At 34.8% G+C, this 26514-nt stretch carries 37 protein-coding genes; 35 read left to right on the top strand and 2 right to left on the bottom strand.

All coding sequences use genetic code 11. The annotated features are described in order from the left end of the window. Together LPB89_RS15670 and LPB89_RS15665 are read right to left on the bottom strand one after the other, a co-directional pair. Nucleotides 1-3246, bottom strand: coding sequence for a SusC/RagA family TonB-linked outer membrane protein (locus LPB89_RS15670; RefSeq protein ID WP_230702636.1), 3246 nt, complete (start codon nt 3244-3246; stop codon nt 1-3). Between the two features lie 84 nt (nt 3247-3330). Then, nucleotides 3331-5031 (bottom strand): hypothetical protein, encoded by a 1701-nt coding sequence (locus LPB89_RS15665; protein WP_370635536.1) that lies wholly within the window; start codon nt 5029-5031, stop codon nt 3331-3333. A 182-nt stretch (nt 5032-5213) separates the two neighbouring features. Between LPB89_RS15665 and rpsL the strand changes: the two genes are divergently transcribed. The 35 genes from rpsL to eno all read left to right on the top strand — a co-directional run bounded on the left by rpsL (nt 5214) and on the right by eno (nt 26476). Continuing rightward, nucleotides 5214-5597, top strand: coding sequence for a 30S ribosomal protein S12 (gene rpsL, locus LPB89_RS15660; protein WP_007136570.1), 384 nt, complete (start codon nt 5214-5216; stop codon nt 5595-5597). Nucleotides 5598-5715: 118 nt separating this feature from the next. Next, nucleotides 5716-6192 (top strand): 30S ribosomal protein S7, encoded by a 477-nt coding sequence (gene rpsG, locus LPB89_RS15655; protein ID WP_007803600.1) that lies wholly within the window; start codon nt 5716-5718, stop codon nt 6190-6192. A 10-nt stretch (nt 6193-6202) separates the two neighbouring features. Beyond that, nucleotides 6203-8359 (top strand): elongation factor G, encoded by a 2157-nt coding sequence (gene fusA / locus LPB89_RS15650; protein ID WP_127338524.1) that lies wholly within the window; start codon nt 6203-6205, stop codon nt 8357-8359. An 11-nt stretch (nt 8360-8370) separates the two neighbouring features. Next, nucleotides 8371-8676 carry a 30S ribosomal protein S10 gene (gene rpsJ, locus LPB89_RS15645; protein ID WP_007803605.1) on the top strand — a complete coding sequence of 102 codons (306 nt, stop codon included), beginning with the start codon at nt 8371-8373 and terminating at the stop codon, nt 8674-8676. 275 nt (nt 8677-8951) lie between these two features. Next, a complete protein-coding gene (locus LPB89_RS15640) occupies nt 8952-9368 on the top strand; it encodes a helix-turn-helix domain-containing protein (protein ID WP_230702635.1) in 417 nt (138 codons plus the stop codon). A gap of 716 nt (nt 9369-10084) precedes the next feature. Next, nucleotides 10085-10702, top strand: coding sequence for a 50S ribosomal protein L3 (gene rplC, locus LPB89_RS15635; RefSeq protein ID WP_007803612.1), 618 nt, complete (start codon nt 10085-10087; stop codon nt 10700-10702). Continuing rightward, nucleotides 10702-11331, top strand: coding sequence for a 50S ribosomal protein L4 (rplD, locus tag LPB89_RS15630; RefSeq protein WP_154339874.1), 630 nt, complete (start codon nt 10702-10704; stop codon nt 11329-11331). The genes rplC and rplD overlap by 1 nt, the downstream gene beginning before the upstream one ends. Before the next feature lie 7 nt (nt 11332-11338). Further along, nucleotides 11339-11629 (top strand): 50S ribosomal protein L23, encoded by a 291-nt coding sequence (rplW, locus tag LPB89_RS15625; RefSeq protein WP_007803621.1) that lies wholly within the window; start codon nt 11339-11341, stop codon nt 11627-11629. 9 nt (nt 11630-11638) lie between these two features. Continuing rightward, complete coding sequence (rplB, locus tag LPB89_RS15620; protein WP_059114053.1) at nt 11639-12463, top strand: 50S ribosomal protein L2; 825 nt, start codon at nt 11639-11641, stop codon at nt 12461-12463. A 6-nt stretch (nt 12464-12469) separates the two neighbouring features. After that, nucleotides 12470-12748 carry a 30S ribosomal protein S19 gene (gene rpsS, locus LPB89_RS15615; protein WP_012022488.1) on the top strand — a complete coding sequence of 93 codons (279 nt, stop codon included), beginning with the start codon at nt 12470-12472 and terminating at the stop codon, nt 12746-12748. Between the two features lie 6 nt (nt 12749-12754). Continuing rightward, nucleotides 12755-13168: a 50S ribosomal protein L22 gene (gene rplV, locus LPB89_RS15610; protein WP_007803631.1), complete on the top strand. Its 414-nt coding sequence runs from the start codon at nt 12755-12757 to the stop codon at nt 13166-13168. A 5-nt stretch (nt 13169-13173) separates the two neighbouring features. Continuing rightward, nucleotides 13174-13935: a 30S ribosomal protein S3 gene (gene rpsC / locus LPB89_RS15605; RefSeq protein WP_007803635.1), complete on the top strand. Its 762-nt coding sequence runs from the start codon at nt 13174-13176 to the stop codon at nt 13933-13935. A gap of 19 nt (nt 13936-13954) precedes the next feature. Continuing rightward, nucleotides 13955-14380, top strand: coding sequence for a 50S ribosomal protein L16 (gene rplP, locus LPB89_RS15600; protein ID WP_007803637.1), 426 nt, complete (start codon nt 13955-13957; stop codon nt 14378-14380). A 13-nt stretch (nt 14381-14393) separates the two neighbouring features. Beyond that, nucleotides 14394-14585, top strand: a complete 192-nt coding sequence (gene rpmC / locus LPB89_RS15595) for a 50S ribosomal protein L29 (RefSeq protein WP_007803639.1) — start codon at nt 14394-14396, stop codon at nt 14583-14585. 17 nt (nt 14586-14602) lie between these two features. Beyond that, entirely contained in the window at nt 14603-14863 is a 261-nt protein-coding gene (gene rpsQ / locus LPB89_RS15590) for a 30S ribosomal protein S17 (protein ID WP_007803646.1), read from the top strand. A 2-nt stretch (nt 14864-14865) separates the two neighbouring features. Then, nucleotides 14866-15234: a 50S ribosomal protein L14 gene (gene rplN / locus LPB89_RS15585; protein ID WP_007803649.1), complete on the top strand. Its 369-nt coding sequence runs from the start codon at nt 14866-14868 to the stop codon at nt 15232-15234. A gap of 11 nt (nt 15235-15245) precedes the next feature. Then, complete coding sequence (gene rplX, locus LPB89_RS15580) at nt 15246-15560, top strand: 50S ribosomal protein L24 (protein ID WP_007803650.1); 315 nt, start codon at nt 15246-15248, stop codon at nt 15558-15560. Nucleotides 15561-15562: 2 nt separating this feature from the next. Further along, nucleotides 15563-16114, top strand: coding sequence for a 50S ribosomal protein L5 (gene rplE / locus LPB89_RS15575; protein ID WP_017495015.1), 552 nt, complete (start codon nt 15563-15565; stop codon nt 16112-16114). 3 nt (nt 16115-16117) lie between these two features. Next, nucleotides 16118-16387 carry a 30S ribosomal protein S14 gene (rpsN, locus tag LPB89_RS15570; RefSeq protein ID WP_007803655.1) on the top strand — a complete coding sequence of 90 codons (270 nt, stop codon included), beginning with the start codon at nt 16118-16120 and terminating at the stop codon, nt 16385-16387. Nucleotides 16388-16491: 104 nt separating this feature from the next. Then, nucleotides 16492-16890, top strand: coding sequence for a 30S ribosomal protein S8 (gene rpsH, locus LPB89_RS15565; protein ID WP_007803657.1), 399 nt, complete (start codon nt 16492-16494; stop codon nt 16888-16890). Nucleotides 16891-16908: 18 nt separating this feature from the next. After that, complete coding sequence (gene rplF / locus LPB89_RS15560) at nt 16909-17451, top strand: 50S ribosomal protein L6 (protein WP_042565877.1); 543 nt, start codon at nt 16909-16911, stop codon at nt 17449-17451. A gap of 11 nt (nt 17452-17462) precedes the next feature. Next, nucleotides 17463-17813 (top strand): 50S ribosomal protein L18, encoded by a 351-nt coding sequence (gene rplR, locus LPB89_RS15555; RefSeq protein ID WP_127338521.1) that lies wholly within the window; start codon nt 17463-17465, stop codon nt 17811-17813. Nucleotides 17814-17816: 3 nt separating this feature from the next. Continuing rightward, the gene (rpsE, locus tag LPB89_RS15550) at nt 17817-18341 is read left to right on the top strand and encodes a 30S ribosomal protein S5 (RefSeq protein ID WP_085950926.1); all 525 of its coding nucleotides are present in this window, start codon (nt 17817-17819) and stop codon (nt 18339-18341) included. A 12-nt stretch (nt 18342-18353) separates the two neighbouring features. Then, nucleotides 18354-18536 (top strand): 50S ribosomal protein L30, encoded by a 183-nt coding sequence (rpmD, locus tag LPB89_RS15545; RefSeq protein ID WP_017495010.1) that lies wholly within the window; start codon nt 18354-18356, stop codon nt 18534-18536. A gap of 11 nt (nt 18537-18547) precedes the next feature. Next, a complete protein-coding gene (gene rplO / locus LPB89_RS15540; RefSeq protein WP_007803667.1) occupies nt 18548-19000 on the top strand; it encodes a 50S ribosomal protein L15 in 453 nt (150 codons plus the stop codon). Between the two features lie 13 nt (nt 19001-19013). Next, entirely contained in the window at nt 19014-20360 is a 1347-nt protein-coding gene (gene secY / locus LPB89_RS15535) for a preprotein translocase subunit SecY (RefSeq protein ID WP_089049758.1), read from the top strand. Nucleotides 20361-20367: 7 nt separating this feature from the next. Further along, nucleotides 20368-20583, top strand: a complete 216-nt coding sequence (infA, locus tag LPB89_RS15530; RefSeq protein WP_007136545.1) for a translation initiation factor IF-1 — start codon at nt 20368-20370, stop codon at nt 20581-20583. Nucleotides 20584-20595: 12 nt separating this feature from the next. Then, a complete protein-coding gene (gene ykgO / locus LPB89_RS15525; protein ID WP_072945378.1) occupies nt 20596-20712 on the top strand; it encodes a type B 50S ribosomal protein L36 in 117 nt (38 codons plus the stop codon). 2 nt (nt 20713-20714) lie between these two features. Beyond that, complete coding sequence (gene rpsM, locus LPB89_RS15520; protein ID WP_007803675.1) at nt 20715-21089, top strand: 30S ribosomal protein S13; 375 nt, start codon at nt 20715-20717, stop codon at nt 21087-21089. Between the two features lie 8 nt (nt 21090-21097). Then, on the top strand, nt 21098-21481 hold the full coding sequence (rpsK, locus tag LPB89_RS15515) for a 30S ribosomal protein S11 (RefSeq protein WP_007803677.1): 384 nt from the start codon (nt 21098-21100) through the stop codon (nt 21479-21481). 93 nt (nt 21482-21574) lie between these two features. Continuing rightward, entirely contained in the window at nt 21575-22180 is a 606-nt protein-coding gene (rpsD, locus tag LPB89_RS15510; RefSeq protein WP_035619621.1) for a 30S ribosomal protein S4, read from the top strand. Between the two features lie 21 nt (nt 22181-22201). Further along, nucleotides 22202-23194: a DNA-directed RNA polymerase subunit alpha gene (locus LPB89_RS15505; protein ID WP_127338520.1), complete on the top strand. Its 993-nt coding sequence runs from the start codon at nt 22202-22204 to the stop codon at nt 23192-23194. Between the two features lie 36 nt (nt 23195-23230). Further along, entirely contained in the window at nt 23231-23719 is a 489-nt protein-coding gene (rplQ, locus tag LPB89_RS15500; protein ID WP_127338519.1) for a 50S ribosomal protein L17, read from the top strand. 245 nt (nt 23720-23964) lie between these two features. Further along, a complete protein-coding gene (carA, locus tag LPB89_RS15495) occupies nt 23965-25083 on the top strand; it encodes a glutamine-hydrolyzing carbamoyl-phosphate synthase small subunit (protein WP_127338518.1) in 1119 nt (372 codons plus the stop codon). A gap of 100 nt (nt 25084-25183) precedes the next feature. After that, nucleotides 25184-26476, top strand: coding sequence for a phosphopyruvate hydratase (gene eno, locus LPB89_RS15490; protein WP_059114067.1), 1293 nt, complete (start codon nt 25184-25186; stop codon nt 26474-26476). Nucleotides 26477-26514 lie beyond the last annotated feature (38 nt).

Raw genomic sequence — 26514 nt, 5'->3', positions numbered from 1 at the left:
TTAAAAATTAACTTTGACATTAAAAGAAATATTTCTTGTTGTCGGCATAGGTCCTGATTGGTATCCTTGTGTGTTACCTGAAGACAATCCAGCTTCTGGATCAGAATATGGTAAACTTTTGTCAATGATCCAAAGATTGTTACCTATTAAGCTAAATGAAGCTCCTTTAACAGATTTTCCTAAGATACTTTCAGGAAGATTGTATGTGAAAACAACTTCTCTTAATTTTACAAATCCTGCATCGTAAACAAATGCAGCAGCAGGTGGATCTGTACCGAAAACCTGGCTTGATTGAGATCTGTCTAATCTTGTAGTGTTTGTTATGTATTGTGGTTGAGTTCCTCCTGGAGTGTAAGCAGGATTTGCCATAACACCTTGTAGAATTTCACCACCACCATTAGCTAATGTATTTCTTATTGGGTTTCCTAAATCATTGTTTCCAACTGAATTAGCATAAATACCTGTTCCGTAACCGTAGTATTGATCAAGTGAGAAAACACTTCCTCCTTTTTTCACATCAATTAAGAAACTGAAAGAAAGGTTTTTGTAAGTGAATTTATTGTTGATACCACCAGCCCAATCAGCTTGGTATGTTCCTAATTTGTTGTCAGTAGTAGTAGAAACTACGTAAGCACCGTTATCTCCGATAATTCTGTTTCCAGAAGCATCAAGTACATAAGTTGTTCCCCAGATTTGACCGTAATCCTGGTTAAGAGGAGCATTTATACTAACACCACCCTGAAGTGAGTTAATGTTGATGTTCTCAATACCTGGAGCTAATTCTGTAACTTTTGTGTTAGGATTAGACCAGTTGATATTTACATCCCAAGCAAAGTTAGCCGTTTTAAAAGGAGTAGCGTTAAGTGAAACCTCAAATCCTTTTGTTGTTAATGTACCTGCGTTAACAGTGTTGAATGCTGATCCAGTAGATGTAGATACAGGTAATGGTAAAATTTGATCGTAAGCTTTGTTTTGGAACCAAGCAACATCAAATCCAACTCTGTTTTTTGCAAATTGCATGTTCAAACCTAACTCGACGTTGTCTAATTGTTGTGGTTTCAAGTTTGGATTTCTTGCAGTTGTATTATAAGAGTAAACTGCTGTTCCAAATGGAGTTCTTGCAGTGTAGGCATTTTGTAATGAATTAGGATCTGTGTCACCACCTACCTGAGCGTAAGCTGCTCTGAATTTACCGAAATTGATGAATTCAACATCTTTTAACCAGTTTGAGAAGATAACACTTCCAGAAACTGCAGAATACCAGTATGCATTGTTGTCTACCGGTAAAGCAGATGATTCATCTCTTCTTACAGAACCTTCTAAATAGTAAGTTCCTTTGTAACCTAATGTTGCTTGTGCAAACAAACCAAGTACTTCTTTTCTTGTGTCTATGATTCTAGGTAGAGCCGGAGCTGATACAGAGTTAGAAATAGTATACAATCCAGGAACATACAATCCACCAGATGTCATTTGTTGATTAGAGAATTTACTTTGTACGTTGTAGTTACTACCAACGATAACATTAAGATTTAATTCTTCAGCTAGATCTCTCTTGTAAGTTGCCAGGAAATCATAATTTTGTTCGCTGTAATCATAGATATCTAAAGCGTAACCAGATGGTTGTGCAGGTAGATTTGCAAGATTTGAGTTAGATCCTAAAGTTGCCGGAGTTGAACCTGCAGCGATTCTGTCTTCAGTTGTCATAGTGAAACCATCAGTACCCATTCTACCTGTGAAACTTAAACTTTTAGATACATCATAAGTTACACTTGCATTTGCAGCAAATCTTTTTCTACTATCGTTATTGTAGTTTTGGTATCTTCCGAAGTAAGGGTTATCCCAGTATGCAGGAGAGATATTCGTAGCACTTGCCATGTTCCAAGTATAGTTTTGGTGGCTCATGTTGTAGAAATCTTTTTGATCGTTAAGATCAACGTTGTTTGCCCACCATTGTCTGAAACCAGCAATTTGATTTCCTCCGTAACCAGTTGTATTTCTGTTACGTGTGTTTTGAGCTACATAAGTTGCGTTGAATGTAGAGCTTAATTTGTCGCTAAATTTATAAGTAGCTGAAGCATTAAAGTTATTCTTGCTTAATAAAGAATTTGGTAAAATGTCAGAACTGTTTGTGTTAGCATAAGTTAATCTGTAAGTTGCTTTATCGCTACCACCGCTTAATGCGATATTGTTTACAGTTGATGTTGCAGTGTCAAAAAATTCAATTGGACCATTCTTTGCAGCAACCCATGGAGTTCTTTGTCCAAAAGTAGCAGATCCTGGTATAAATGAATTGTATTGGTATACTAAAGAACCATCATATTTAGGTCCGTAAGATGCATCATCTCCAGTTCTAGCTCTTGGCTGTCCCAGGTAAGTTGAAAATCTTTGTCCAAAATATCCTTGACCATATTCTGTTTGATATTCAGGGAAAGTTTTTTTATCTACAGTACCCATAGTGTAAGAAGATGAAAACTCTACAGCCATGTCATTTCTTGCTTTTCCTTTTTTAGTAGTAATAATGATCGCACCATTTTGTGCTCTTGATCCGTAAAGAGCTGTTGCAGCAGCACCTTTTAATACGTTGATCTCAGCAATGTTATTTGGGTTGATATCAGAAGCGGCATTACCATAATCGAAACCACCTCTACCACTTTTTTGATCCGCACTGTTTACGTTGTTGTTCAAAATTGGCACACCATCAACAACAAATAAAGCCTGGTTATCTCCTAAAAGAGATTTGAAACCTCTAAGAACAACGTTTGTAGATCCTCCAAAGTTAGTACCCTGAGTTACACTAAGACCTGCAACTTTACCAGATAAGTTATTTACGAAGTTTCCTGTTGGAACTGTTCCTACTTGTTCTGCTGATACTGATTGAGCAGAGTAACCAAGAGATTTTTTCTCTCTTTTAATACCTAAAGCCGTTGTTACAACAACTGCTTCAAGTTCATTTGCATCAGCACCTAATTTTACATTGATTACTGATGAACTTGCCGCTACTTCCTGAGATTTCATCCCAATGTAGCTAAATACCAAAACTTGGCTTGTTGATGCTTTGATAGAGAATTTACCATCAAAATCAGTTTGCGTTCCAGTTTTTGTTCCTTTGATCAATACACTTACACCTGGCAAAGGCATACCTGTATTATCAGAAACCATCCCTGAAACAGATCTTTCTTGCGCGAAAGTTAGTTGCGCCACTAGTACTAGTAAAAGCACTAAGAATCCATTGAACTTTAGTTTCATTTTTAAATATTTTGAATTAGTATCGCAAAACTCTTAATAATTTGTTAACTTTCCTAATAAATAAAAATCTTTTTTTGATAAACCCTAAAATTTAACATTATAACATATGTTTATGATAGTGTTATATAATTCAAGGTCTTTAATGTTTTCTCCTCCGTTTGTTAGGATTATTTTTAATAAACCGTTTTTGGTCTGAATGGCAGTCCCAACTCCGATTCCTATTAATTTTTTAATTTTATTTTTATTCAAATTGCTTGTCAGGTCTTGGTATAAGCCGTAATCTGTAACAGAATGAACGAATAGGTTTTTAGAGACAATATATCGGTATTCTGTAAGAATTAAGGAATTGAAATTTGCCTGTAAACTATTTTCTAAAAAGCCTCTTATTGAATTTATACCGCCAAAACGCTGCAATTCGTTAGAAATGTAATTTTTACTTTTTAAATAAAAATTTTGTGAATTTATGTTAATAAAGTTCTTTTCGTTCAGTTCAAAATTATACGAAATGTTTAAGCTGGAGTAAAATTGTTTGCTTGATTCTGCAGTTTGAGGATCGTTGTTGGTATCTCTTTTTCCGTATCCCATTATAAAGTTTAAAAAAGCTTTTTTAGGGAGAAGGTCGTTCGCAATGTCAATTTTTTTATACTCTAAGGTTGAAGTGAGGTAGGAGTTTTTGTAATCGCTAATCGAAAAGTTATTTGTATTCTGAATGTCGCTTGATTCTGTAGATTGATAGCCAAGATATATTTTTGAATTATAATTAAGATAATAGCCCAGATCGATCGCAGTTTTGGTATTTTGAAAAGTACTGTCTTGTTTAAATATATTTAGCTGGGCTTTTATGCCAAGGGATGTTTTGAAGATGTATGGAATTTCTAATTTTGTGTCAAATGTTTTTTGTTGGTTTCCGTCGCTTTTCCAGTACAGCGAGAATTTTTCTCCGGAATGAAGAATATTTTGTAAAGTAATGTCGAGATATCCGTTCAGGTTTACTTTTTTGTTTTCGTCGTTTGAAAAGCCAATATACCCGTCAAAATTGTTGGCTCTTCTTTTTTCAATATAGGTGTATATTTTTGTGGAATCTGTAGTAAATAATATTTCAGGATATTTTGTCTGAGAGATAAATTCAAAACTATTGATGTCATCATACAGTTGTTTTGTTATTTGTTGATTGAATGTCTTGTTAAGGTATTTTTTATTTAATTGTTTTAAATGTCCTTTTGGAAAAAAATCCTTTCCTTTATTATCTGTGTAATTTAGAATAATTGAATTTACGATACGTTTTTTTTCGGATTTAAAATTTAAGTCCGCATAAATTACCGAATTCTTTCTCTGAATATTTTCAAGTTTTATTTTACTTAAAGCGAAACCTTGTTTTGCTGCCTCAATTATTTTTTGATTTAAATAATCTTCAAGTTCTGCATACGGAATAATTAAGGTGTCTTTTTGTATTTCGGATGAATTAAAAAACGAATTATTTCTACCTATATATATATGAATGTTTTTTGTTTTGTTTTTAAGGCTTATTATAGACCGGTAGGCAGTGTCATTTAATTTGGTGATTTCTAATATGGTGTTATCCAGATATCCTTTTTTTTCAAGCATTTTTGATGTTTTATTTGTTTCATCAAATAAGGATTTTATATTGCTGTGCTTTGTTAAATAATGTAAGGAGTCTATGATTTTGCTTTCGTTCTGATTGCTTCCTTTAATTTCCAGATAAAAATTCTGGGCATGGGAGCTCATTCCTGTAATGAAAATCAATATGGTTAAAAGTTTTTTCAAGTGTTAACTGTAGTTTATTAAATGTATTGCAAATATCTATTGTTTGTTTCTAAAATCATAAGGATAAATAATGTTATTGAAAATTAATGATTTAACGTTTGTATAGTGAAAAATATTTTATACATTTGCAACCCCGTAAAAAGCGGGAATTTAATATACATAATAAATTTTTAGTATTAATTATGCCAACAATTCAACAATTAGTAAGAACAGGAAGAACTCAGATCACTAAGAAGAGTAAATCGGTTGCTTTAGATTCTTGTCCTCAAAGAAGAGGGGTTTGTACGCGTGTTTACACTACTACACCAAAAAAACCAAACTCTGCAATGCGTAAAGTTGCGCGTGTACGTTTGACAAATGGTAATGAAGTGAATGCTTACATCCCTGGAGAAGGACACAATTTACAAGAGCACTCGATAGTATTAGTGCGAGGTGGAAGGGTAAAAGATTTACCAGGTGTTAGATATCATATCGTTCGTGGAGCGCTTGACACGTCAGGAGTTGCAGGAAGAACGCAAAGAAGATCTAAGTACGGTGCTAAACGCCCAAAAGAAGCAAAAAAGTAATTTAAAACGTTAAGAGTTGGAGGTTAGGAGTTAAGGGTTAGGGATTGAAACTTTGGTAGAAGTCTGTAACAACATAACATTTAACGGATGACCTATAACTTTTTATTAAAAAAAAGACATGAGAAAAAGAGCGGCAAAGAAAAGACCACTTTTACCAGATCCAAGATTTAACGATCAATTGGTAACACGTTTTGTGAACAACTTAATGTGGGATGGTAAGAAATCTACAGCTTTCAAAGTATTTTATGATGCAATTGACATCATTGAGTCTAAAAAGCAGGATTCAGAAAAATCTTCATTAGAAATTTGGAAAGATGCTTTAACAAACGTTATGCCTCACGTAGAAGTACGTAGTCGTAGAGTGGGTGGAGCTACATTTCAAATTCCAATGCAAATTAGACCAGACAGAAAAATTTCTATGGCAATGAAGTGGTTAATACTTTATTCCAGAAGAAGAAATGAAAAATCTATGGCACAACGTTTAGCGTCAGAATGTTTAGCTGCTGCTAAAGAAGAAGGTGCTGCGGTTAAGAAAAGAATGGATACTCACAAGATGGCAGAGGCTAATAAAGCTTTCTCTCACTTTAGATTTTAATTCGTAAGAAATGGCTAGAGATTTAAAATATACAAGAAATATCGGAATTGCTGCTCACATTGATGCTGGTAAAACAACAACAACTGAGCGTATCCTTTTTTATACTGGAAAGTCACACAAAATTGGTGAAGTACACGATGGTGCTGCAACAATGGACTGGATGGCTCAAGAGCAAGAAAGAGGTATTACAATTACTTCGGCTGCAACAACTTGTGAGTGGAATTTTCCAACTGAACAAGGTAAAGTTTTGCCTGAATCATTGCCATACCACTTTAATATCATTGATACTCCCGGACACGTTGACTTTACTGTAGAGGTAAACCGTTCTTTACGTGTACTTGATGGATTGGTTTTCTTGTTTAGTGCTGTTGATGGTGTTGAGCCTCAATCAGAAACTAACTGGAGACTTGCTGATCAGTACAGAGTTCCACGTATGGGATTCGTAAACAAAATGGACCGTCAGGGATCTAACTTTTTGGCAGTTTGTCAACAAGTTCGTGATATGTTGAAATCTAATGCTGTTGCAATCACTTTGCCAATTGGTGAAGAAAATGATTTCAAAGGTGTTGTAGATTTAGTAAAAAACCAAGCTATCATCTGGCATGATGCTACTCAAGGGGCAACTTTTGATATTGTGCCAATCCCTGAGGATATGTTAGCTGAAGTTAAAGAATACAGATCTATTCTTATTGAAGCAGTTGCTGACTACGATGAAAATCTTTTAGAGAAATTCATGGAAGATGAAAACTCTATTACAGAGGAAGAAATCAACAACGCTTTAAGAGCTGCTACTATGGATATGGCTATCATCCCGATGATCGCTGGTTCTTCTTTCAAAAACAAAGGAGTTCAATTCATGTTAGATGCAGTTTGTAAATATTTACCTTCTCCAATGGACAAGGAAGGTATCGAAGGAATTCACCCTGATGATGCTGAATTGTTAGAAGAAGATCAAACTAAAATCTTGCGTAAGCCAGATGTAAAAGAGCCGTTCGCTGCTTTGGCATTTAAAATTGCTACTGACCCATTCGTAGGTCGTTTAGCTTTCTTCCGTGCTTACTCTGGTCGTTTAGATGCTGGTTCTTATGTTTTGAACACTCGTTCAGGAAATAAAGAAAGAATTTCTCGTATCTACCAAATGCACGCTAACAAACAAAATCCAATCGAATATATTGAGGCTGGAGATATTGGAGCTGCTGTTGGATTTAAAGATATCAAAACTGGAGATACATTGTGTGATGAAAAACACCCAATCATTCTTGAGTCTATGAAATTCCCTGCACCGGTAATTGGTATTGCAATTGAACCTAAAACTAAAGCTGACGTTGATAAAATGGGTATGGCTTTGGCTAAATTAGCTGAAGAGGATCCAACATTTACTGTTAGAACAGATGAGGCTTCAGGGCAAACTATTATCTCAGGTATGGGTGAGCTTCACTTAGATATCCTTGTAGATCGTATGAAACGTGAATTTAAAGTTGAAGTGAACCAAGGTGAGCCTCAAGTTGAATATAAAGAAGCGTTTACAAGAACTGCAACACACAGAGAGACTTACAAGAAACAATCAGGAGGTCGTGGTAAATTCGGTGATATCGTATTTACACTTGAGCCAGCTGACGAAGTTGACGGTAAAGTTCCTGTTGGATTACAGTTTATCAATGCAGTAAAAGGTGGTAACGTTCCTAAAGAATATATCCCTTCTGTAGAAAAAGGTTTCCGTGAAGCTATGAAAACAGGTCCATTGGCAGGTTATCAGGTGGATAGTTTAAAAGTAACTTTGACGGACGGATCTTTCCACCCTGTCGATTCAGATGCACTTTCTTTTGAGTTAGCTGCTAGAATGGGTTATAGAGAAGTAGCTAAAGCTGCTGGTGCGATTATTTTGGAGCCAATCATGAAAATGGAAGTTATTACTCCTGAAGAAAACATGGGGGATATCGTAGGTGATATCAACCGTCGTAGAGGTCAGGTAAATGACATGGGTGACAGAAACGGTGCTAAAACTATTAAAGCTGATGTGCCTTTATCAGAAATGTTTGGATATGTAACAACATTAAGAACATTGTCTTCTGGTAGAGCTACTTCAACAATGGAGTTTTCTCACTATGCAGAAACACCTTCTAATATTTCAGAAGCTGTAATTAAAAAAGCAAAAGGTAACGCTTAATTCTTAAGAAAATGAGTCAAAAAATCAGAATAAAACTAAAATCTTACGATCACATGTTGGTAGACAAGTCTGCTGAAAAGATCGTAAAAACAGTAAAAACTACTGGAGCAGTTGTAACAGGTCCAATTCCGTTACCAACTCACAAAAAACTTTTCACTGTGTTACGTTCTCCGCACGTTAACAAAAAAGCGAGAGAGCAATTTGAAGTAATGTCATACAAGAGATTGATTGATATTTATTCATCTTCATCTAAAACTATCGATGCATTAATGAAACTTGAATTGCCAAGTGGAGTTGAAGTGGAGATCAAAGTATAATTAGATTATATTTTATATAGGAAAGCGAGACAGCAATGTCTCGCTTTTTTTATGTGATAAATTGAATGTTTTAACCTGGAATATATATAGGTAGAAGATTTTAGTTTTACTGTTGTTGCTTTGTATTTTATATTTAACTTTAAAATAAATTATTTATAAGAAAAATATTATATTTAAATAATATTGAAAAAGCGTGGGATAGTCTCTCGTATTATACTACGCTAAATATTTTTTACCCAATACTTATTATTGAACTTAATTATTATCTTTGAATTATGAGTACAGCAACAAAACCAAATCACATAGGGCGTAAAATAAGCCGTATTCGTGAGCTAAAAGACATGAAGCAAGAAGCCTTAGCGCAGGCATTAGGGACCAATCAGCAGGCTGTTTCTATTATGGAAAACAGCGAGACTATTGATGAAGAAAAATTAGTTGAAGTAGCAAAGGCTCTGGGCGTAACTGTGGAAGCTATTAAAAATTTCTCGGAAGAAGGGGTGTTTAATTATTTCAACACATTTAATGATACAACTAATAGCGGTGCGTTTAATTTTGGAACGAATCATTGTACATTTCATCCTCTTGATAAATTAGTTGAAGTTTATGATGAAAATAAAAAATTATACGAGCGATTAGTTCAGGCTGAAAAAGATAAAAATGAATATTTAGAAAAATTATTAAAAGAGAAATAATCTTTTTAATAAAATAAGTAACTTTTAAAAAAGGCCACTTCGGGTAACGAAGTGGTCTTTTTGTTTTGTTGTGAAATTTAACAGTAAATATAGTTTGTGAAAGTTGTAGTGGAGTTGTTTAGAGTGTTCTGAGAAGAGTATAATTGTTTTCTTTACACGGTATGGATTGAGGCATTCGTTTTGTTCTTTACGATGCTAAGCGCGTGTGTAAATAATTACTGTCGAAGTTTTGGAACTTGTAAATTTGAAGGATAGTTACGATAAAGGAAAGGTTGGTAATTTTAAATTGTTAAATCGGTAAAAAAAGAGAAAAGTTTTTTACAATTATATTTTAAATGCAAAAGAGAGCTGGCAATGTTTCGTTTTTATTTTTTGGTTCAGATTGGAGTGTCTTTTTTAGTTTTAATTGTATTTGTTTTAATTGTCACTTTTTGATGAAATGTCTTTTGTTTAGGCTGTTGCCAAAGATTTTCAAGAGCTAAATTAAGTAATTGTTAAGAAAAATGTTTTTAGGGCTTAATAGAGATGTTCGGTATTTTTTTTATTAACAGAATGTTCTTAGTAGAAGCTTTGATGCTTGGATTTTGATAATGAGCGATTTAATTTTTGTAACCGTTTGGTATATTCAATTTTAATGTCTACTTTTGCACTCCCTGTTTGGAAATTTCTGTTATTTTCAAATTGAAGGGAATTTTAGTAATTAATAATTAATATTTATGTCTGGGTTAATTGGTAAAAAAATCGGCATGACTAGTATTTTCGACGAAAACGGGAAAAACATTCCTTGTACAGTAATCGAGGCTGGGCCGTGTGTTGTTACCCAAGTCAGAACCAAAGGTGTTGACGGGTACGAAGCGTTGCAACTTGGTTTCGATGACAAAAACGAGAAACATTCCACTAAAGCGGCTTTAGGTCACTTTAAAAAAGCTGGAACTGTTGCTAAGAAAAAAGTCGTTGAATTTCAAGATTTTGCAACTGAACAAAAATTAGGAGATCTTATTGATGTTTCTATTTTTGCTGAAGGAGAATTTGTAGATGTACAAGGTGTATCTAAAGGTAAAGGTTTTCAAGGGGTTGTTAAACGTCACGGATTTGGTGGTGTTGGACAAGCAACTCACGGTCAACACAACCGTTTAAGAGCGCCAGGTTCTGTGGGAGCTTCTTCTTATCCATCCAGAGTATTCAAAGGAATGCGTATGGCTGGAAGAATGGGAGGAGACAATGTAAAAGTTCAAAACCTTAGAGTTTTAAAAGTAGTAGCTGAAAAGAACCTACTTGTTATTAAAGGATGTGTTCCTGGACATAAAAACTCTTATGTAATCATTCAGAAGTAATGGAAGTAAAAGTATTAGATTTCAACGGAAAAGATACTGGAAGAAAAGTTCAACTTTCTGATTCAGTATTCGCAATTGAACCAAACAATCACGCTGTATACCTTGATGTTAAGCAATATCTTGCTAATCAAAGACAAGGAACTCACAAAGCTAAAGAAAGAGCTGAAGTGACAGGAAGTACACGTAAGATTAAGAAACAAAAAGGAACAGGTACAGCTCGTGCGGGAAGTATCAAAAATCCATTGTTTAAAGGTGGTGGAACAGTTTTCGGACCAAGACCAAGAAGTTATTCATTCAAATTGAATAAAAGCTTGAAAAGATTGGCAAGAAAATCAGCGTTCTCAATCAAAGCAAAAGAGTCAAATATTATCGTTCTTGAGGACTTTAAATTTGAAACTCCAAACACTAAAAATTTCATTAACGTTTTGAAAGCTTTAGGGTTAGAAAATAAAAAATCTCTATTTGTGTTGGGAGAGTCGAATAAAAATGTATATTTGTCCTCACGCAATTTAAAGGCTTCTAATGTCGTAACTAGCTCAGAATTAAGCACTTACGCTATTTTAAACACTAACAATTTAGTGCTTTTAGAAGGTTCTTTGGAGTTAATTGAAGAAAATTTAAGCAAATAATAGGAATATGAGTATCATAATTAGACCTATAGTAACAGAAAAAGTAACCAAAGAAAGTGAAGTTTTAAACCGCTTCGGATTCGTTGTTGACAAAAAAGCAAACAAAGTTCAGATTAAGAAAGCTATTGAAGCTGCTTATGGAGTAACTATCGTTTCAGTTAACACGATGAACGTAAGACCGGACAGAACTACAAAATACACTAAAAGTGGTTTGATCAGTGGAAAGACAAATGCAATTAAGAAAGCGATTGTTCAAGTACAAGAAGGAGAAACAATTGATTTTTACAACAATATCTAAGATAGAAAAATGTCAGTAAGAAAATTAAAACCTATTACCCCAGGTCAGCGATTTAGAGTTGTGAATGGTTATGACGCCATTACAACTGATAAGCCGGAACGCTCTTTGATAGCGCCGATAAAAAACTCTGGAGGTAGAAATAGTCAAGGAAAGATGACCATGCGTTATACGGGTGGTGGTCACAAGCAGAGATATCGTATTATTGATTTCAAACGTACAAAAGAAGGAATTCCGGCTACAGTGAAATCAATCGAATATGATCCAAATCGTACTGCATTTATCGCTTTATTAGCTTATGCTGATGGTGAGAAAACTTATGTAATTGCACAAAACGGATTGAAAGTTGGTCAGAAATTAGTTTCTGGTCCAGAATCTCAACCTGAAATTGGTAATACATTACCTTTAAGCAGAATTCCTTTAGGAACTGTAATCTCTTGTATTGAGTTACGTCCAGGTCAGGGAGCGGTAATCGCTCGTTCAGCTGGTACATTTGCTCAGTTAATGGCAAGAGACGGAAAATATGCTACAATTAAAATGCCATCTGGTGAAACAAGATTGATCTTGTTAACTTGTTCGGCTACAATTGGAGCTGTTTCTAATTCAGACCACCAATTAGTTGTATCAGGAAAAGCTGGTAGAACAAGATGGTTAGGAAGAAGACCTAGAACAAGACCTGTTGCAATGAACCCTGTTGATCACCCAATGGGTGGTGGAGAAGGACGTTCTTCTGGTGGACATCCACGTTCAAGAAATGGAATACCAGCAAAAGGTTATAGAACTCGTTCTAAGAAAAACCCGAGTAACAAGTATATCGTAGAACGTAGAAAGAAATAATAAGATATGGCACGTTCATTAAAAAAAGGACCTTTCGTTCATTATAAGTTAGACAAGAAAGTTCAGGAAAACGTAGAAAGTGGTAAAAATAGTGTAGTAAAGACTTGGTCTAGAGCTTCTATGATTACTCCGGATTTCGTTGGACAAACAATCGCAGTTCATAACGGTCGTCAATTTGTACCAGTTTACGTAACAGAAAACATGGTAGGTCACAAATTAGGAGAATTTTCACCAACTAGATCTTTTAGAGGTCATGCTGGAGCAAAAAATAAAGGTAAAAAATAAGAAGCAATGGGAGTTCGTAAAAGAGAAACAGCAGATGCGAGAAAAGAGGCTAATAAGTCTATTGCTTTCGCAAAATTGAATAACTGCCCTACTTCACCTAGAAAAATGCGCTTAGTAGCGGACTTGGTAAGAGGTCAGAAGGTAGAAAGAGCACTTAACATCTTAAGATTCAGTTCTAAAGAGGCTTCAAGAAAATTAGAGAAACTATTATTATCTGCAATCAACAACTGGGAGCAAAAAAATAGTGAAGGTAATTTAGAAGAAGCTGGATTATTTGTTAAAGAGATCAGAGTAGATGGTGGAATGATGTTGAAAAGACTTCGTCCAGCTCCACAAGGTCGTGCACACAGAATAAGAAAACGTTCTAACCACGTAACAATCGTGCTTGGAGCTATCAATAACACACAAAGCAATTCTTAAGCAGCATGGGACAAAAGACAAATCCAATTGGAAATAGACTTGGTATCATCAGAGGGTGGGACTCAAACTGGTATGGTGGAAATGATTACGGTGACAAACTTGCCGAAGATCACAAAATCAGAAAGTATATCCACGCTCGTTTATCAAAAGCTAGTGTATCTAAAGTAATCATCGAGAGAACTTTGAAACTTGTAACCGTTACTATCACTACTGCAAGACCTGGTATCATTATCGGAAAAGGCGGACAAGAGGTAGACAAGTTGAAAGAAGAACTTAAGAAAGTTACTGACAAAGAGGTTCAAATCAACATCTTTGAAATTAAAAGACCTGAGTTAGATGCTTATCTTGTGGCGACAAGCATCGCTCGTCAAATCGAAAGCCGTATTTCTTACAGACGTGCAATCAAAATGGCTATTGCTGCTTCTATGCGTATGAACGCTGAAGGTATCAAAGTTTTGATTTCTGGTCGTTTGAATGGTGCAGAGATGGCGCGTTCAGAAGGTTTCAAAGAAGGTAGAATTCCTCTATCAACTTTCAGAGCTGATATTGATTATGCTTTGGCTGAAGCTCACACTACTTACGGTAGAATGGGTATCAAAGTATGGATCATGAAAGGTGAAGTTTATGGAAAGAGAGATCTTTCCCCACTTGCAGGAATGGATAAAAAACAATCCGGAACTGGTGGTGGTAAAGGTGGTGATTCTCCAAGAGGAGACAGAAAACCCTTTAATAAAGGTGGAAAACCAGACGCTCGTAAAAGAAAGTAAATTTTTAAACTAAAGAAAAATGTTACAGCCTAAAAGAACAAAATACCGTAAGGTACAGAAAGGTAAAATGAAAGGTAACTCTCAAAGAGGGCATGAACTTTCTAATGGAATGTTTGGTATTAAATCTGTACATGAAGATGGAATGTTCTTAACGTCTCGTCAAATCGAAGCTGCGCGTATTGCTGCAACTCGTTTCATGAAGAGAGAAGGACAATTATGGATCAAAATATTTCCAGACAAACCAATTACTAAGAAACCTCTTGAGGTACGTATGGGTAAAGGTAAAGGTGCCGTTGAATATTGGGCTGCCGTTGTTAAACCCGGAAGAATTATGTTTGAAGTTGGAGGAGTTCCTTTATCAGTTGCAAAAGAGGCGTTACGTCTTGCAGCTCAAAAGCTTCCAGTAAAAACTAAGTTCGTCGTTGCTAGAGATTTCGAAGCATAATTAATAGTATATTATGAAACAATCAGAAATAAAAGATCTTTCTGCAGCGGAGTTGCAAGAAAAACTTAGTCAAACTAAGAAGATATATGCTGACCTAAAAATGGCCCACGCTATTTCTCCAATTGAGAACCCACTTCAAATCAGAAGTGTAAGAAGAACAGTTGCAAGATTGGCTACAGAGCTAACTAAAAGAGAGTTACAATAATTGTATTCTGCTGAAAGATGGAAGAAAAAAGAAATTTAAGAAAAGAAAGAATAGGTGTTGTTACTTCAAATAAAATGGATAAATCTATTGTTATTGCTGAAGTAAGAAAAGTAAAACACCCGTTATACGGTAAGTTCGTGTTGAAAACAAAGAAATACGTTGCACACGACGAAACAAACGACTGTAACATTGGAGATACTGTAAGAATTAGCGAAACGCGTCCTTTAAGTAAAACAAAATGTTGGAGATTAGTTGAAATCTTAGAAAGAGCTAAATAATTATGGTACAACAGGAATCAAGACTAAAAGTAGCAGATAACACGGGAGCAAAAGAAGTTTTAACTATCCGTGTTTTAGGAGGTACCAAAAGAAGGTATGCCTCTGTTGGTGACAAGATTGTAGTATCTATTAAAGATGCAACTCCTAACGGTAACGTTAAAAAAGGAGCTGTTTCAACTGCAGTTGTTGTACGTACCAAAAAAGAAGTGAGAAGAGCTGATGGTTCTTATATCCGTTTCGATGATAATGCATGTGTTCTTTTGAACGCTGCAGGGGAAATGAGAGGAACACGTGTTTTTGGTCCGGTAGCAAGAGAACTTCGTGAAAAACAATTCATGAAAATTGTATCATTAGCACCAGAAGTGCTTTAATTCGTTTTAAGATGATAAAGCTAAAAATTAAATCAGGAGATATCGTAAGAGTTATTGCTGGAGACCATAAAGGTGCTGAAGGTAAAGTTCTACGTGTTTACCGTGAGAAAAATAAAGCGATAGTTGAAGGTGTAAACATGGTTTCGAAACATACAAAACCAAGTGCTAAAAACCCTCAAGGTGGTATCGTTAAGAAAGAAGCTTCTATACAAATATCTAACATTTCACTAATTGATCCTAAAACAAAGGAAACAACTAGAGTTGGTATTAGAGTAGAAGGAGATAAGAAAGTAAGATTTTCAAAAAAATCTAATCAAGTACTATAGTAATGGCATATACACCTAGACTAAAAGAAGAATATAAGAGTAGAGTAATCTCTGCTCTTAAAGAGGAATTCGGATATACAAACGTAATGCAAGTTCCAAAACTTGAAAAAATCGTTTTGAGCCGTGGAGTTGGTGCAGCTGTATCTGATAAAAAACTTATTGACTATGCAGTTGATGAGTTAACAAAGATCACTGGACAAAAAGCAGTATCTACAATTTCAAAGAAAGACGTTGCGTCTTTTAAATTGAGAAAAGGGATGCCTATTGGAGCAAAAGTTACTTTACGTGGTGAAAGAATGTATGAGTTTTTAGATAGACTTATTACTTCTGCTTTGCCACGCGTTAGAGATTTTAGTGGTATCAAAGCTACTGGTTTCGACGGAAGAGGTAATTACAACCTTGGAGTTTTGGAGCAAATCATTTTCCCTGAAATTGATATTGACAAAGTAAACAAAATTTCAGGAATGGATATTACATTTGTTACTACTGCAAAAACAGACAAGGAAGCAAAGTCATTATTGGCTGAATTAGGATTACCTTTTAAAAAGAATTAAGACATGGCTAAAGAATCAATGAAAGCCCGTGAGGTGAAAAGAGAGAAAACGGTAGCTAAGTATGCTGAGAAAAGAAAAGCTTTGAAAGAAGCTGGAGATTTTGAAGGTTTACAAAAATTACCTAAAAATGCTTCACCAGTTCGTTTGCACAATCGTTGTAAATTAACAGGCAGACCAAGAGGTTATATCCGTCAATTCGGTATTTCACGTGTAACTTTCCGTGAGATGGCTAATAATGGATTAATTCCCGGAGTTAAAAAAGCATCTTGGTAATCTCGCAATAAGTTAGTACTTTTGCAAACCAAAAAATAATTTTAATTGATTAAAGGTTCGGGAGGCGAGTGCCTCCCGAAAACCATAATCGCAATCAAATACATATGTATACAGATCCTATTGCAGATTATTTGACTAGAGTTCGTAACGCCGTGGCTGCAAACCACAAAGTTGTTGAAATTCCAGCTTCTAATCTAAAAAAAGAAATAACCAAGATCTTATTTGATCAGGGTTATATCTTGAGTTACAAATTTGAGGACAACACCGTTCAGGGTTCAATCAAAATTGCTTTGAAGTATGATAAAGATACTAAAGAGCCTGTAATTAAAGATATCCAAAGAATTAGTAAACCTGGTTTACGTAAATACGCAGGTGCTGCCAAATTACCAAGAATCCTTAACGGATTAGGAATTGCAATTGTTTCAACTTCAAAAGGTCTTATGACTGGAAAACAAGCGAAACAATTAAATGTAGGTGGTGAAGTAATTTGTTACGTATACTAATTTTAAAGACTAGATAAGATGTCAAGAATAGGTAAAAGCCCAATTGTAATCGCTGCTGGAGTAACTGTAGAAGTTAAAGACGGTATCGTTACGGTAAAAGGAAAAAAAGGTCAACTAACTCAGGAGTTTTCGGACATTACTGTAAAAGTTGAAGGCGATCAGGTTCTGTTAGAAAGATCGTCTGATCATAAAGACCAAAGAGCAAAACACGGATTATACAGATCATTGATCAATAACATGATTATTGGTGTGTCTGAAGGTTTTACAAAGGAACTTGAATTAGTTGGAGTTGGTTACAGAGCTTCAAACCAAGGTCAAAAGTTAGATTTAGCTCTTGGATATTCTCACAATATTGTTTTAGAAATTGCTCCGGAAGTAGCTCTAGAAACAATATCTGAAAAAGGTAAAAACCCTATCGTAAAATTAACATCATTTGATAAACAACTTTTAGGTCAGGTTGCTGCGAAAATCAGAGGTTTCCGTAAGCCAGAGCCATATAAAGGAAAAGGTGTTAAATTTGTGGGTGAAGTATTAAGAAGAAAAGCAGGTAAATCAGCTTAAAAAATAAGATTATGTCATTAACAAAATCTGATAGAAGACAGAGAATTAGATTCAGAATTAGAAAAACGATTAGTGGTACTGCTACTAACCCAAGACTATCTGTATTTAGAAGTAACAAAGAAATTTATGCTCAACTTATTGATGACGTAAACGGAGTTACTATATTAGCTGCATCTTCAAGAGAAAAAGAAATAGGAAAAGGTACTAACGTTGAAGTAGCTGCTGCAGTTGGAAAACTAGTTGCTGAAAAAGCGTTAAAAGCCGGGATTGATACCATCACTTTTGACAGAGGTGGATATTTATATCACGGTCGTATTAAATCATTAGCAGAAGGCGCAAGAGCGGCTGGACTTAAATTCTAATATATTATGTCTAAATACAAAAATGTAGAATTGGTAAAACCAAGTGGTCTTGAACTTAAAGATCGTCTGGTAAGTGTTAATCGTGTTACTAAAGTTACAAAGGGTGGTAGAGCTTTCGGTTTTTCTGCTATTGTAGTTGTAGGTGATGAAAACGGAGTAGTTGGTCACGGATTAGGAAAATCTAAAGACGTTTCTGAAGCAATTGCGAAAGCAGTAGAAGATGCTAAGAAAAATTTAGTAAAAATTCCTTTGAACGGACAATCTGTTCCTCACGAACAAAAAGGTAAATTTGGTGGTGCACGTGTATTCTTAATTCCTGCTTCCCATGGTACAGGAGTTATTGCTGGTGGAGCTGTTCGTTCAGTTCTTGAATCAGTTGGTATTCACGATGTATTATCTAAATCTCAAGGATCATCAAATCCTCATAACGTGGTAAAAGCAACTTTTGATGCTTTATTACAAATGAGAAGCGCTCACACTGTTGCAAAACAAAGAGGTGTTTCTTTAGAAAAAGTTTTTAAAGGTTAATTCAAGGAAATTATGGCTAAATTATTAGTAAAACAAGTAAGAAGCAAAATCAACTGTCCTCTTTCTCAAAAGAGAGGTTTGGAAGCTTTAGGTCTACGTAAAATGGGACAAGTTGTAGAGCATGATTCAAACCCTGCTATCCTTGGTATGATAAACAAAGTTAAACACTTAGTTTCTGTCGAAGAAGCTAAATAACAAATACTGTTATGAATTTAAGTAACTTACAACCAGCTGAAGGGTCAACACACAATCAAAATAAAAGATTAGGTAGAGGAGAAGGTTCAGGAAAAGGTGGTACTTCTGCAAGAGGTCACAAAGGAGCAAAATCTCGTTCTGGTTATTCTAAAAAGATTGGTTTTGAGGGAGGGCAAATGCCACTTCAAAGACGTGTGCCTAAGTTTGGTTTCACAAACATCAATCGTAAAGAATACGAAGGTGTTAATTTAGATACGCTTCAATTATTAGTAGACAATGGTGTTATTACTGATTCTGTTTCTATGACAGATTACGTAGCAAATCGTCTGGCTACCAAAAATGAGATCGTTAAGATTTTAGGTAGAGGAGAATTGAAAGCAAAATTAAAAGTAACTGCCCACAAATTTACTGCTACTGCAAAAGCTGCTATTGAAGCTGCTGGAGGAGAAGCTGTAACTATATAACTTATCTATTAAGATGAAGAAATTTATTGAATCAATAAGTAATGTTTGGAAAATCGAAGAACTGAAAAATAGAATCTTAATTACATTAGGATTGCTTTTGGTATATCGTTTTGGTGCACATGTAACGCTGCCTGGTATTGACGCAACTCAATTAACAGGTTTAGCGGGACAAACTAAAAATGGTTTAGGATCTATCCTGGACATGTTTACAGGAGGTGCTTTCTCTAAAGCTTCAGTTTTTGCTTTAGGTATTATGCCTTATATTTCTGCATCTATTGTTGTTCAGTTGATGGGAATTGCGATTCCTTATTTACAAAAACTTCAAAACGATGGAGAGAGTGGCAGAAAAAAGATTAATCAAATCACTCGTTGGTTGACTATAGCTATTACACTGGTTCAAGGTCCAACTTATATCTACAATTTATACAGAACGTTACCTGGAAGTGCATTCTTACTAGGCTTTAATTCACCTGAATTTTTGTTCTCTTCTGTTATTATCTTAGTTACTGGTACAATTTTCGCTATGTGGCTTGGAGAAAAAATTACGGATAAAGGTATTGGAAATGGAATTTCATTGTTGATTATGGTTGGTATCTTAGCGCGTTTACCGCAAGCTTTTATACAAGAATTTACAACCAGAGTTACCAATAACAATGGAGGTCCAATGTTATTAGTTATTGAAATTATTGTGTGGTTATTAGTAATTATATCTTGTGTATTGCTTACAATGGCAGTACGTAGAATTCCTGTTCAATACGCTCGTCGTACAACAACTGGAGATTACGAACAAGATTTAGCAGGTGGTAATAGACAATGGATTCCTCTTAAGCTTAATGCTTCGGGAGTTATGCCAATTATTTTTGCGCAGGCAATTATGTTTATTCCTGCAGCTGTAGCTGGATTGTCTAAATCAGACACATCACAATCTATCGTTGGAGCATTTAGTAATATATTTGGATTTTGGTATAATTTTGTTTTTGCAACTTTAATTATTGTATTTACATTTTTCTATACTGCTATCACAGTACCTACTAACAAAATGGCTGATGATTTAAAGAGAAGCGGTGGTTTCATTCCGGGAGTTCGTCCAGGAGCTGAGACTTCAGATTTTCTTGATAAAGTGATGTCTTTAATAACTTTCCCAGGATCTTTATTCCTTGCTTTGATTGCTGTGTTCCCAGCTATTGTTGTAAGTATTATGGATGTACAACAATCTTGGGCAATGTTTTTTGGAGGTACCTCATTAATAATTATGGTTGGTGTTGCGATAGATACTATTCAACAAATCAATTCATACTTGTTAAACAAACATTATGATGGTTTAATGAAGACTGGTAAAAATAGAAAAGCGGTAGCTTAATATATTTATGGCAAAACAATCAGCAATAGAACAAGACGGATCAATCATCGAAGCATTGTCAAATGCGATGTTCCGTGTAGAGTTAGAAAATGGACATATCGTAATTGCTCATATTTCTGGTAAAATGCGTATGCATTACATCAAGTTATTACCTGGTGATAAAGTGAAACTGGAAATGAGTCCTTATGATTTGTCAAAAGCAAGAATTACTTATCGATATTAAAGGATATTCACTATGAAAGTTAGAGCATCAGTAAAAAAGAGAAGTCCCGAGTGCATTATTGTGCGTAGAAAAGGGAGATTGTACGTAATAAACAAAAAGAATCCTAGATTTAAACAAAGACAAGGATAATTATGGCAAGAATAGCAGGGGTAGATATCCCAAAAAATAAAAGAGGTGTTATAGCACTTACCTATATCTTTGGATTAGGAAGAAGTAGAGCAATTGAGATTTTAGAAAAAGCTCAAGTTAGCCAAGACAAAAAAGTTCAAGATTGGAATGATGACGAGATCGGAGCGATTCGTGATGCAGTTTCATTTTACAAAATTGAAGGAGAATTACGTTCAGAGGTTTCTTTAAACATCAAACGTTTAATGGATATTGGTTGTTACAGAGGTATCCGTCATAGATCTGGTCTTCCGTTAAGAGGACAAAGAACTAAAAACAACTCTAGAACAAGAAAAGGTAAAAGAAAAACTGTTGCGAACAAGAAAAAAGCAACTAAATAATAAGTAATATGGCTAAAGCAACTGCAAAAAAACGTAAAGTTATCGTTGAATCAACGGGTGAAGCTCATATTTCTGCCACTTTCAACAACATTATCATTTCTTTGACTAATAAGAAAGGTGAAGTTATTTCTTGGTCTTCAGCTGGTAAAATGGGTTTCAGAGGTTCTAAAAAGAACACTCCGTACGCAGCTCAGATGGCAGCAGAAGATTGTAGTAAAGTAGCTCTTGAGGCAGGACTTAAAAAAGTAAAAGTTTATGTAAAAGGACCAGGAAACGGACGTGAGTCTGCTATCCGTTCTATTCATAACGGTGGAATTGAAGTGACTGAGATTATCGATGTTACTCCAATGCCTCACAACGGATGTCGTCCTCCAAAAAGACGTAGAGTTTAATACTCAAAAATTTAATATAGTATAACCTAGATAGAACATAGATTATCGAAGGATAAGACCTGAATTCATAATCTCTATCTTAAACAATTTAAAATGGCAAGATATACTGGTCCTAGTACAAGAATCGCTCGTAAATTTGGCGAAGCAATCTTCGGAGATGATAAATCTTTCGAAAAAAGAAATTACCCACCTGGACAACACGGGATGGCTAAAAAAAGAGGAAAAAAATCTGAGTATGCTGTTCAGTTAATGGAAAAGCAAAAAGCTAAATATTCTTACGGAATTTTAGAAAAACAATTCAGAAATTTATTCGAAAAAGCATCAGCGACTAAAGGAGTTACTGGTGAAGTTTTATTACAATTATGCGAAGCAAGATTGGATAACGTAGTTTTCAGAATGGGTATCGCTCCTTCTAGAAGAGGTGCACGTCAAATCGTATCTCACAGACACGTTACTGTAAATGGTGAAGTTGTTAATATTCCTTCTTACCACCTTAAACCTGGTGATAAAGTTGCAGTTCGTGAAAAATCTAAATCTCTAGAAGCTATCGAACGTTCTTTATCAAATTCAAGTCATGTTTATGAATGGATTACCTGGAACAATGATCTTAAAGAAGGAACTTTTGTTTCTGTACCTGCAAGACTTCAAATTCCAGAAAACATTAAAGAACAATTAATCGTAGAGTTGTACAACAAATAATAATTGACTTAGTCGAAATTTATGGCAATATTTAATTTTCAAAAGCCCGATAAAGTTATCATGATCGATTCAACCGATTTTGAAGGTAAATTCGAATTTAGACCTTTAGAACCTGGTTATGGATTGACTGTTGGTAATGCACTTAGAAGAGTTTTGCTTTCAGCATTAGAAGGTTATGCAATTACATCTGTTCGTATCGAAGGTGTAGATCATGAGTTTTCTACTATTTCAGGTGTTGTTGAAGATGTTACCGAAATTATCCTTAATCTAAAACAAGTACGTTTCAAACGTCAAATTGAAGATATCGATAATGAAGCAGTTACTATTTCTGTTTCTGGTAAAGATCAATTAACAGCAGGTGATTTTCAAAAATTTATTTCAGGTTTTCAAGTGCTGAACCCAGACCTTGTTATCTGTAATTTAGATCCTAAAATCAAATTGAACTTCGATTTAACAATCGAAAAAGGTAGAGGATACGTTCCTGCTGAGGAGAACAAAAAACAGAACGCTGCAATTGGTACCATTTTTACAGATTCTATTTTTACCCCGGTAAAAAATGTAAAATATGCAATTGAAAACTTCCGTGTTGAGCAAAAAACAGATTACGAAAAATTAGTTTTTGAAATTAAAACTGATGGTTCTATTAATCCAAAAGATGCCCTTACTGAAGCTGCTAAAGTTTTAATTCACCACTTCATGTTATTTTCTGACGAAAGAATTACACTCGAGGCTGACGAAATTGCACAAACAGAATCGTATGATGAAGAGTCATTGCATATGAGACAATTGCTTAAAACTAAGCTTGTTGATATGGATTTATCTGTGAGAGCATTAAATTGCTTGAAAGCGGCTGAAGTTGATACACTTGGTGATTTAGTATCGTTCAATAAAAATGACCTAATGAAATTCCGTAATTTTGGTAAAAAATCTTTAACTGAACTTGATGAACTTGTTGCAGTTAAAAATTTAACTTTCGGAATGGATTTAGCTAAATACAAATTAGATAAAGAATAATTCAATCCGCCACGGCGGATTAAATTTAAAATAGCAATGAGACACGGAAAAAAATTCAATCACTTAAGCAGACAGACTGGACATAGAAAAGCTATGTTGGCTAATATGGCTTGTTCTCTTATCGAGCACAAACGTATTAACACTACTGTTGCTAAAGCTAAAGCGCTTAAACAATTCGTTGAGCCTTTAATTACAAAATCAAAAGAAGATACGACTCACAACCGTCGTATTGTTTTTGCTTACTTACGTAGTAAATATGCTGTAACTGACTTGTTCAGAGACGTAGCTGCTAAAGTTGGTGACCGTCCAGGTGGATACACTCGTATCATTAAAGTTGGAAATCGTTTGGGAGATAATGCTGATATGGCAATGATCGAACTTGTAGATTTCAATGAACTTTACAATGGAGGTAAAAAAGAAGTTAAAAAAGCAAAAAGCCGTCGTGGTGGTAAAGCAAAAAAAGCTGAGGAAACTTCTGAAGCTCCAGCTGCTGAGTCAGAATCGACTACTGAAGCTTCTGAATAATTATGAAAGTAATGATTCTATAGAAATCAAGGATAAACTAATTTTTAGTTTATCCTTTTTTTTTGATTTTTTTTTAAATTGAAATTTAACTTATTTCTACAGTTAGGTTTTATTTTTATGAATGAAATTTTTAATTTTTTTTGGAAGCACTCTTTTAAAGAAGTAAATTTGCAAAATATCTAATTATAAATGAAATGGGCCTGCCGGATTTCATTAAACAATTATAAAAAACAATACAACTAAGAATGAAATACACTACACGACAAAGCGCCATTCTATTACTAAGCGACGGAACTATTTTTCACGGTAAATCTATTGGTATTAGTGGTAAAACTTTTGGAGAGGTTTGTTTTAATACTGGAATGACCGGATATCAGGAGATTTTTACAGATCCTTCTTATTTTGGTCAGATAATGGTGGCTACCAATGCCCATATTGGAAACTATGGTGTTAATGATTTGGAAATTGAATCTGATAGCGTCAAAATTGCTGGTTTAGTTTGTAAAAACTTCAGTTTTAATTATTCAAGAGAAGATTCTTCCGGAAGTTTGGAAGATTACTTTATAAAAGAAAATTTAATCTGTATTTCTGATGTCGACACGAGAGCTCTGGTAAGTTACATTCGTGACAATGGCGCTATGAATGCTGTAATTTGTACAGATGGAACGTCAGTTGAAGATTTGAAAAAAGAGTTGGCAAATGTGCCAAATATGGAAGGTTTAGAGTTGGCATCAAAAGTTTCAACTACTGAACCTTATTTTTTTGGAGATGAGAATGCAACTTATAAGATTTCAGCTTTAGATCTTGGAATTAAAAAGAATATATTAAGAAATCTTGCTAAAAGAGATTGTTATATTAAAGTTTTCCCATACAATTCGACTTATAAGGATTTGGCAGAATTTAATCCGGACGGATACTTCTTGTCAAATGGCCCCGGGGATCCGGATCCTTTATTCGGAGCTATAGAAGTTGCAAAGGAAATTATAAAAAATGATAATCCATTGTTCGGAATTTGTTTAGGACACCAGATTATTGCTTTAGCAAACGGCGTTAAAACTTATAAAATGTTCGGCGGACATCGCGGAATTAATCATCCTGTAAAAAATCTTCTCACCGGTAAAGGGGAAATTACTTCTCAAAATCATGGTTTTGCCGTAAAAAGAGAAGCTTTAGATGGTCATCCGGAATTGGAAATTACACATGTACATCTAAATGATGATACGGTTGCCGGAATGCGTATGAAAAATAAGAATTGTTTTTCGGTACAGTATCACCCTGAAGCAAGTCCCGGACCACATGATTCGTCTTATTTGTTTGATCAGTTTGTTGAGAATATAAAACTGGTTGCTGCTAAAACGATATAGTTAATAAGTAAAGGCGTTTAATAGTAAGAATGCATTTTTTCTATTAAATATTTTTATAATTTCGAAAAAAAATATAATTTATTAATAAAAAACAAAAATAATGAGTATTATAATTAAAGTTCACGCAAGACAAATTTTTGATTCCAGAGGTAATCCTACTATTGAAGTTGATGTTGTAACAGAAAACGGAGTTTTAGGTAGAGCAGCTGTTCCATCGGGAGCTTCAACTGGAGAACACGAGGCTGTTGAATTACGTGATGGAGGAAAAGCATTCTTAGGAAAAGGAGTTTTAAATGCAGTGAATAATGTAAATACTGTTATTGCTGAAGAATTAGTTGGAACTTCTGTTTTCGAACAAAATACAATTGATCAGTTAATGATTGATTTAGATGGGACTCCAAATAAATCTAAATTAGGTGCTAATGCAATTTTAGGAGTTTCTCTTGCTGCTGCAAAAGCTGCGGCTAATGAACTTGGATTACCTTTATACAGATATGTTGGCGGGGTTTCTGCTAATACGTTGCCTGTACCAATGATGAATATCATCAATGGAGGTTCTCACTCTGATGCTCCTATCGCATTTCAGGAGTTTATGATTTTCCCTGTAAAGGCAACTTCATTTACACATGCTATGCAAATGGGAACTGAAATCTTCCATAGCCTTAAAAAGGTATTGCATGACAGAGGTTTAAGTACTGCAGTGGGTGACGAAGGAGGTTTTGCTCCTAACCTGGCCGGTGGTACTGAAGATGCTTTAGATACTATCAAACTGGCAGTTGAAAAAGCGGGATATACTTTCGGTGACGAAATTATGATTGCTCTTGACTGTGCTGCTTCTGAGTTTTATGTAAACGGAAAATACGATTATACTAAATTTGAAGGTGAAACCGGAAAAATCAGAACTTCTGAAGAGCAGGCTGATTATTTAGCTGATCTTGCTGCTAAATATCCAATTATTTCTATAGAAGATGGTATGTACGAAGATGACTGGGATGGATGGAAATATTTAACTGAAAAAATTGGACATAAAGTTCAGTTAGTAGGTGATGATTTATTCGTTACTAATGTGGAGCGTTTGTCAACTGGAATTGAAAGAGGAATTGCAAATTCAATCTTAGTAAAAGTAAACCAAATTGGTACTTTAACTGAAACTATTGCAGCTGTAAATATGGCTAAAAATGCAGGATATACTTCAGTAATGTCTCACCGTTCAGGAGAAACAGAAGATAATACTATTGCTGACTTAGCAGTAGCTTTAAACTGTGGTCAGATTAAAACAGGTTCTGCTTCCCGTTCTGATCGTATGGCAAAATACAATCAATTATTAAGAATCGAAGAAGAGTTAGGAAGTACAGCTTATTTCCCTGGATTAAACGCTTTCAAGATCAAATAATTGTAAGAGTTATATATTGAAATTAAACCATTCGTTTT

The organism is Flavobacterium sp. ENC, from assembly GCF_020991415.1.
Classification (GTDB): Bacteria; Bacteroidota; Bacteroidia; order Flavobacteriales; family Flavobacteriaceae; genus Flavobacterium.
The sequence above is the reverse complement of the archived record's forward strand: the minus strand, read 5'-3'. Positions and strand labels throughout refer to the sequence as shown.

Excerpts from the sequence above, each read along its gene's own strand:
- rplO (WP_007803667.1), top strand. The coding sequence starts at position 18,548 with ATGAATTTAAGTAACTTACAACCAGCTGAAGGGTCAACACACAATCAA.
- LPB89_RS15670 (WP_230702636.1), bottom strand. The coding sequence starts at position 3,246 with ATGAAACTAAAGTTCAATGGATTCTTAGTGCTTTTACTAGTACTAGTG.
- rplF (WP_042565877.1), top strand. The coding sequence starts at position 16,909 with ATGTCAAGAATAGGTAAAAGCCCAATTGTAATCGCTGCTGGAGTAACT.
- carA (WP_127338518.1), top strand. The coding sequence starts at position 23,965 with ATGAAATACACTACACGACAAAGCGCCATTCTATTACTAAGCGACGGA.
- rpsC (WP_007803635.1), top strand. The coding sequence starts at position 13,174 with ATGGGACAAAAGACAAATCCAATTGGAAATAGACTTGGTATCATCAGA.
- eno (WP_059114067.1), top strand. The coding sequence starts at position 25,184 with ATGAGTATTATAATTAAAGTTCACGCAAGACAAATTTTTGATTCCAGA.
- LPB89_RS15640 (WP_230702635.1), top strand. The coding sequence starts at position 8,952 with ATGAGTACAGCAACAAAACCAAATCACATAGGGCGTAAAATAAGCCGT.
- infA (WP_007136545.1), top strand. The coding sequence starts at position 20,368 with ATGGCAAAACAATCAGCAATAGAACAAGACGGATCAATCATCGAAGCA.
- rpsL (WP_007136570.1), top strand. The coding sequence starts at position 5,214 with ATGCCAACAATTCAACAATTAGTAAGAACAGGAAGAACTCAGATCACT.
- fusA (WP_127338524.1), top strand. The coding sequence starts at position 6,203 with ATGGCTAGAGATTTAAAATATACAAGAAATATCGGAATTGCTGCTCAC.
- rpsH (WP_007803657.1), top strand. The coding sequence starts at position 16,492 with ATGTATACAGATCCTATTGCAGATTATTTGACTAGAGTTCGTAACGCC.
- rplC (WP_007803612.1), top strand. The coding sequence starts at position 10,085 with ATGTCTGGGTTAATTGGTAAAAAAATCGGCATGACTAGTATTTTCGAC.
- rpmC (WP_007803639.1), top strand. The coding sequence starts at position 14,394 with ATGAAACAATCAGAAATAAAAGATCTTTCTGCAGCGGAGTTGCAAGAA.
- rpsK (WP_007803677.1), top strand. The coding sequence starts at position 21,098 with ATGGCTAAAGCAACTGCAAAAAAACGTAAAGTTATCGTTGAATCAACG.
- rpsQ (WP_007803646.1), top strand. The coding sequence starts at position 14,603 with ATGGAAGAAAAAAGAAATTTAAGAAAAGAAAGAATAGGTGTTGTTACT.
- rplN (WP_007803649.1), top strand. The coding sequence starts at position 14,866 with ATGGTACAACAGGAATCAAGACTAAAAGTAGCAGATAACACGGGAGCA.
- rplQ (WP_127338519.1), top strand. The coding sequence starts at position 23,231 with ATGAGACACGGAAAAAAATTCAATCACTTAAGCAGACAGACTGGACAT.
- LPB89_RS15505 (WP_127338520.1), top strand. The coding sequence starts at position 22,202 with ATGGCAATATTTAATTTTCAAAAGCCCGATAAAGTTATCATGATCGAT.
- rplE (WP_017495015.1), top strand. The coding sequence starts at position 15,563 with ATGGCATATACACCTAGACTAAAAGAAGAATATAAGAGTAGAGTAATC.
- ykgO (WP_072945378.1), top strand. The coding sequence starts at position 20,596 with ATGAAAGTTAGAGCATCAGTAAAAAAGAGAAGTCCCGAGTGCATTATT.
- rpmD (WP_017495010.1), top strand. The coding sequence starts at position 18,354 with ATGGCTAAATTATTAGTAAAACAAGTAAGAAGCAAAATCAACTGTCCT.
- rpsN (WP_007803655.1), top strand. The coding sequence starts at position 16,118 with ATGGCTAAAGAATCAATGAAAGCCCGTGAGGTGAAAAGAGAGAAAACG.
- rplX (WP_007803650.1), top strand. The coding sequence starts at position 15,246 with ATGATAAAGCTAAAAATTAAATCAGGAGATATCGTAAGAGTTATTGCT.
- rplV (WP_007803631.1), top strand. The coding sequence starts at position 12,755 with ATGGGAGTTCGTAAAAGAGAAACAGCAGATGCGAGAAAAGAGGCTAAT.
- rpsJ (WP_007803605.1), top strand. The coding sequence starts at position 8,371 with ATGAGTCAAAAAATCAGAATAAAACTAAAATCTTACGATCACATGTTG.
- rpsG (WP_007803600.1), top strand. The coding sequence starts at position 5,716 with ATGAGAAAAAGAGCGGCAAAGAAAAGACCACTTTTACCAGATCCAAGA.
- secY (WP_089049758.1), top strand. The coding sequence starts at position 19,014 with ATGAAGAAATTTATTGAATCAATAAGTAATGTTTGGAAAATCGAAGAA.
- rplD (WP_154339874.1), top strand. The coding sequence starts at position 10,702 with ATGGAAGTAAAAGTATTAGATTTCAACGGAAAAGATACTGGAAGAAAA.
- rplP (WP_007803637.1), top strand. The coding sequence starts at position 13,955 with ATGTTACAGCCTAAAAGAACAAAATACCGTAAGGTACAGAAAGGTAAA.
- rplR (WP_127338521.1), top strand. The coding sequence starts at position 17,463 with ATGTCATTAACAAAATCTGATAGAAGACAGAGAATTAGATTCAGAATT.
- rplW (WP_007803621.1), top strand. The coding sequence starts at position 11,339 with ATGAGTATCATAATTAGACCTATAGTAACAGAAAAAGTAACCAAAGAA.
- rpsS (WP_012022488.1), top strand. The coding sequence starts at position 12,470 with ATGGCACGTTCATTAAAAAAAGGACCTTTCGTTCATTATAAGTTAGAC.
- rpsM (WP_007803675.1), top strand. The coding sequence starts at position 20,715 with ATGGCAAGAATAGCAGGGGTAGATATCCCAAAAAATAAAAGAGGTGTT.
- rpsD (WP_035619621.1), top strand. The coding sequence starts at position 21,575 with ATGGCAAGATATACTGGTCCTAGTACAAGAATCGCTCGTAAATTTGGC.
- rplB (WP_059114053.1), top strand. The coding sequence starts at position 11,639 with ATGTCAGTAAGAAAATTAAAACCTATTACCCCAGGTCAGCGATTTAGA.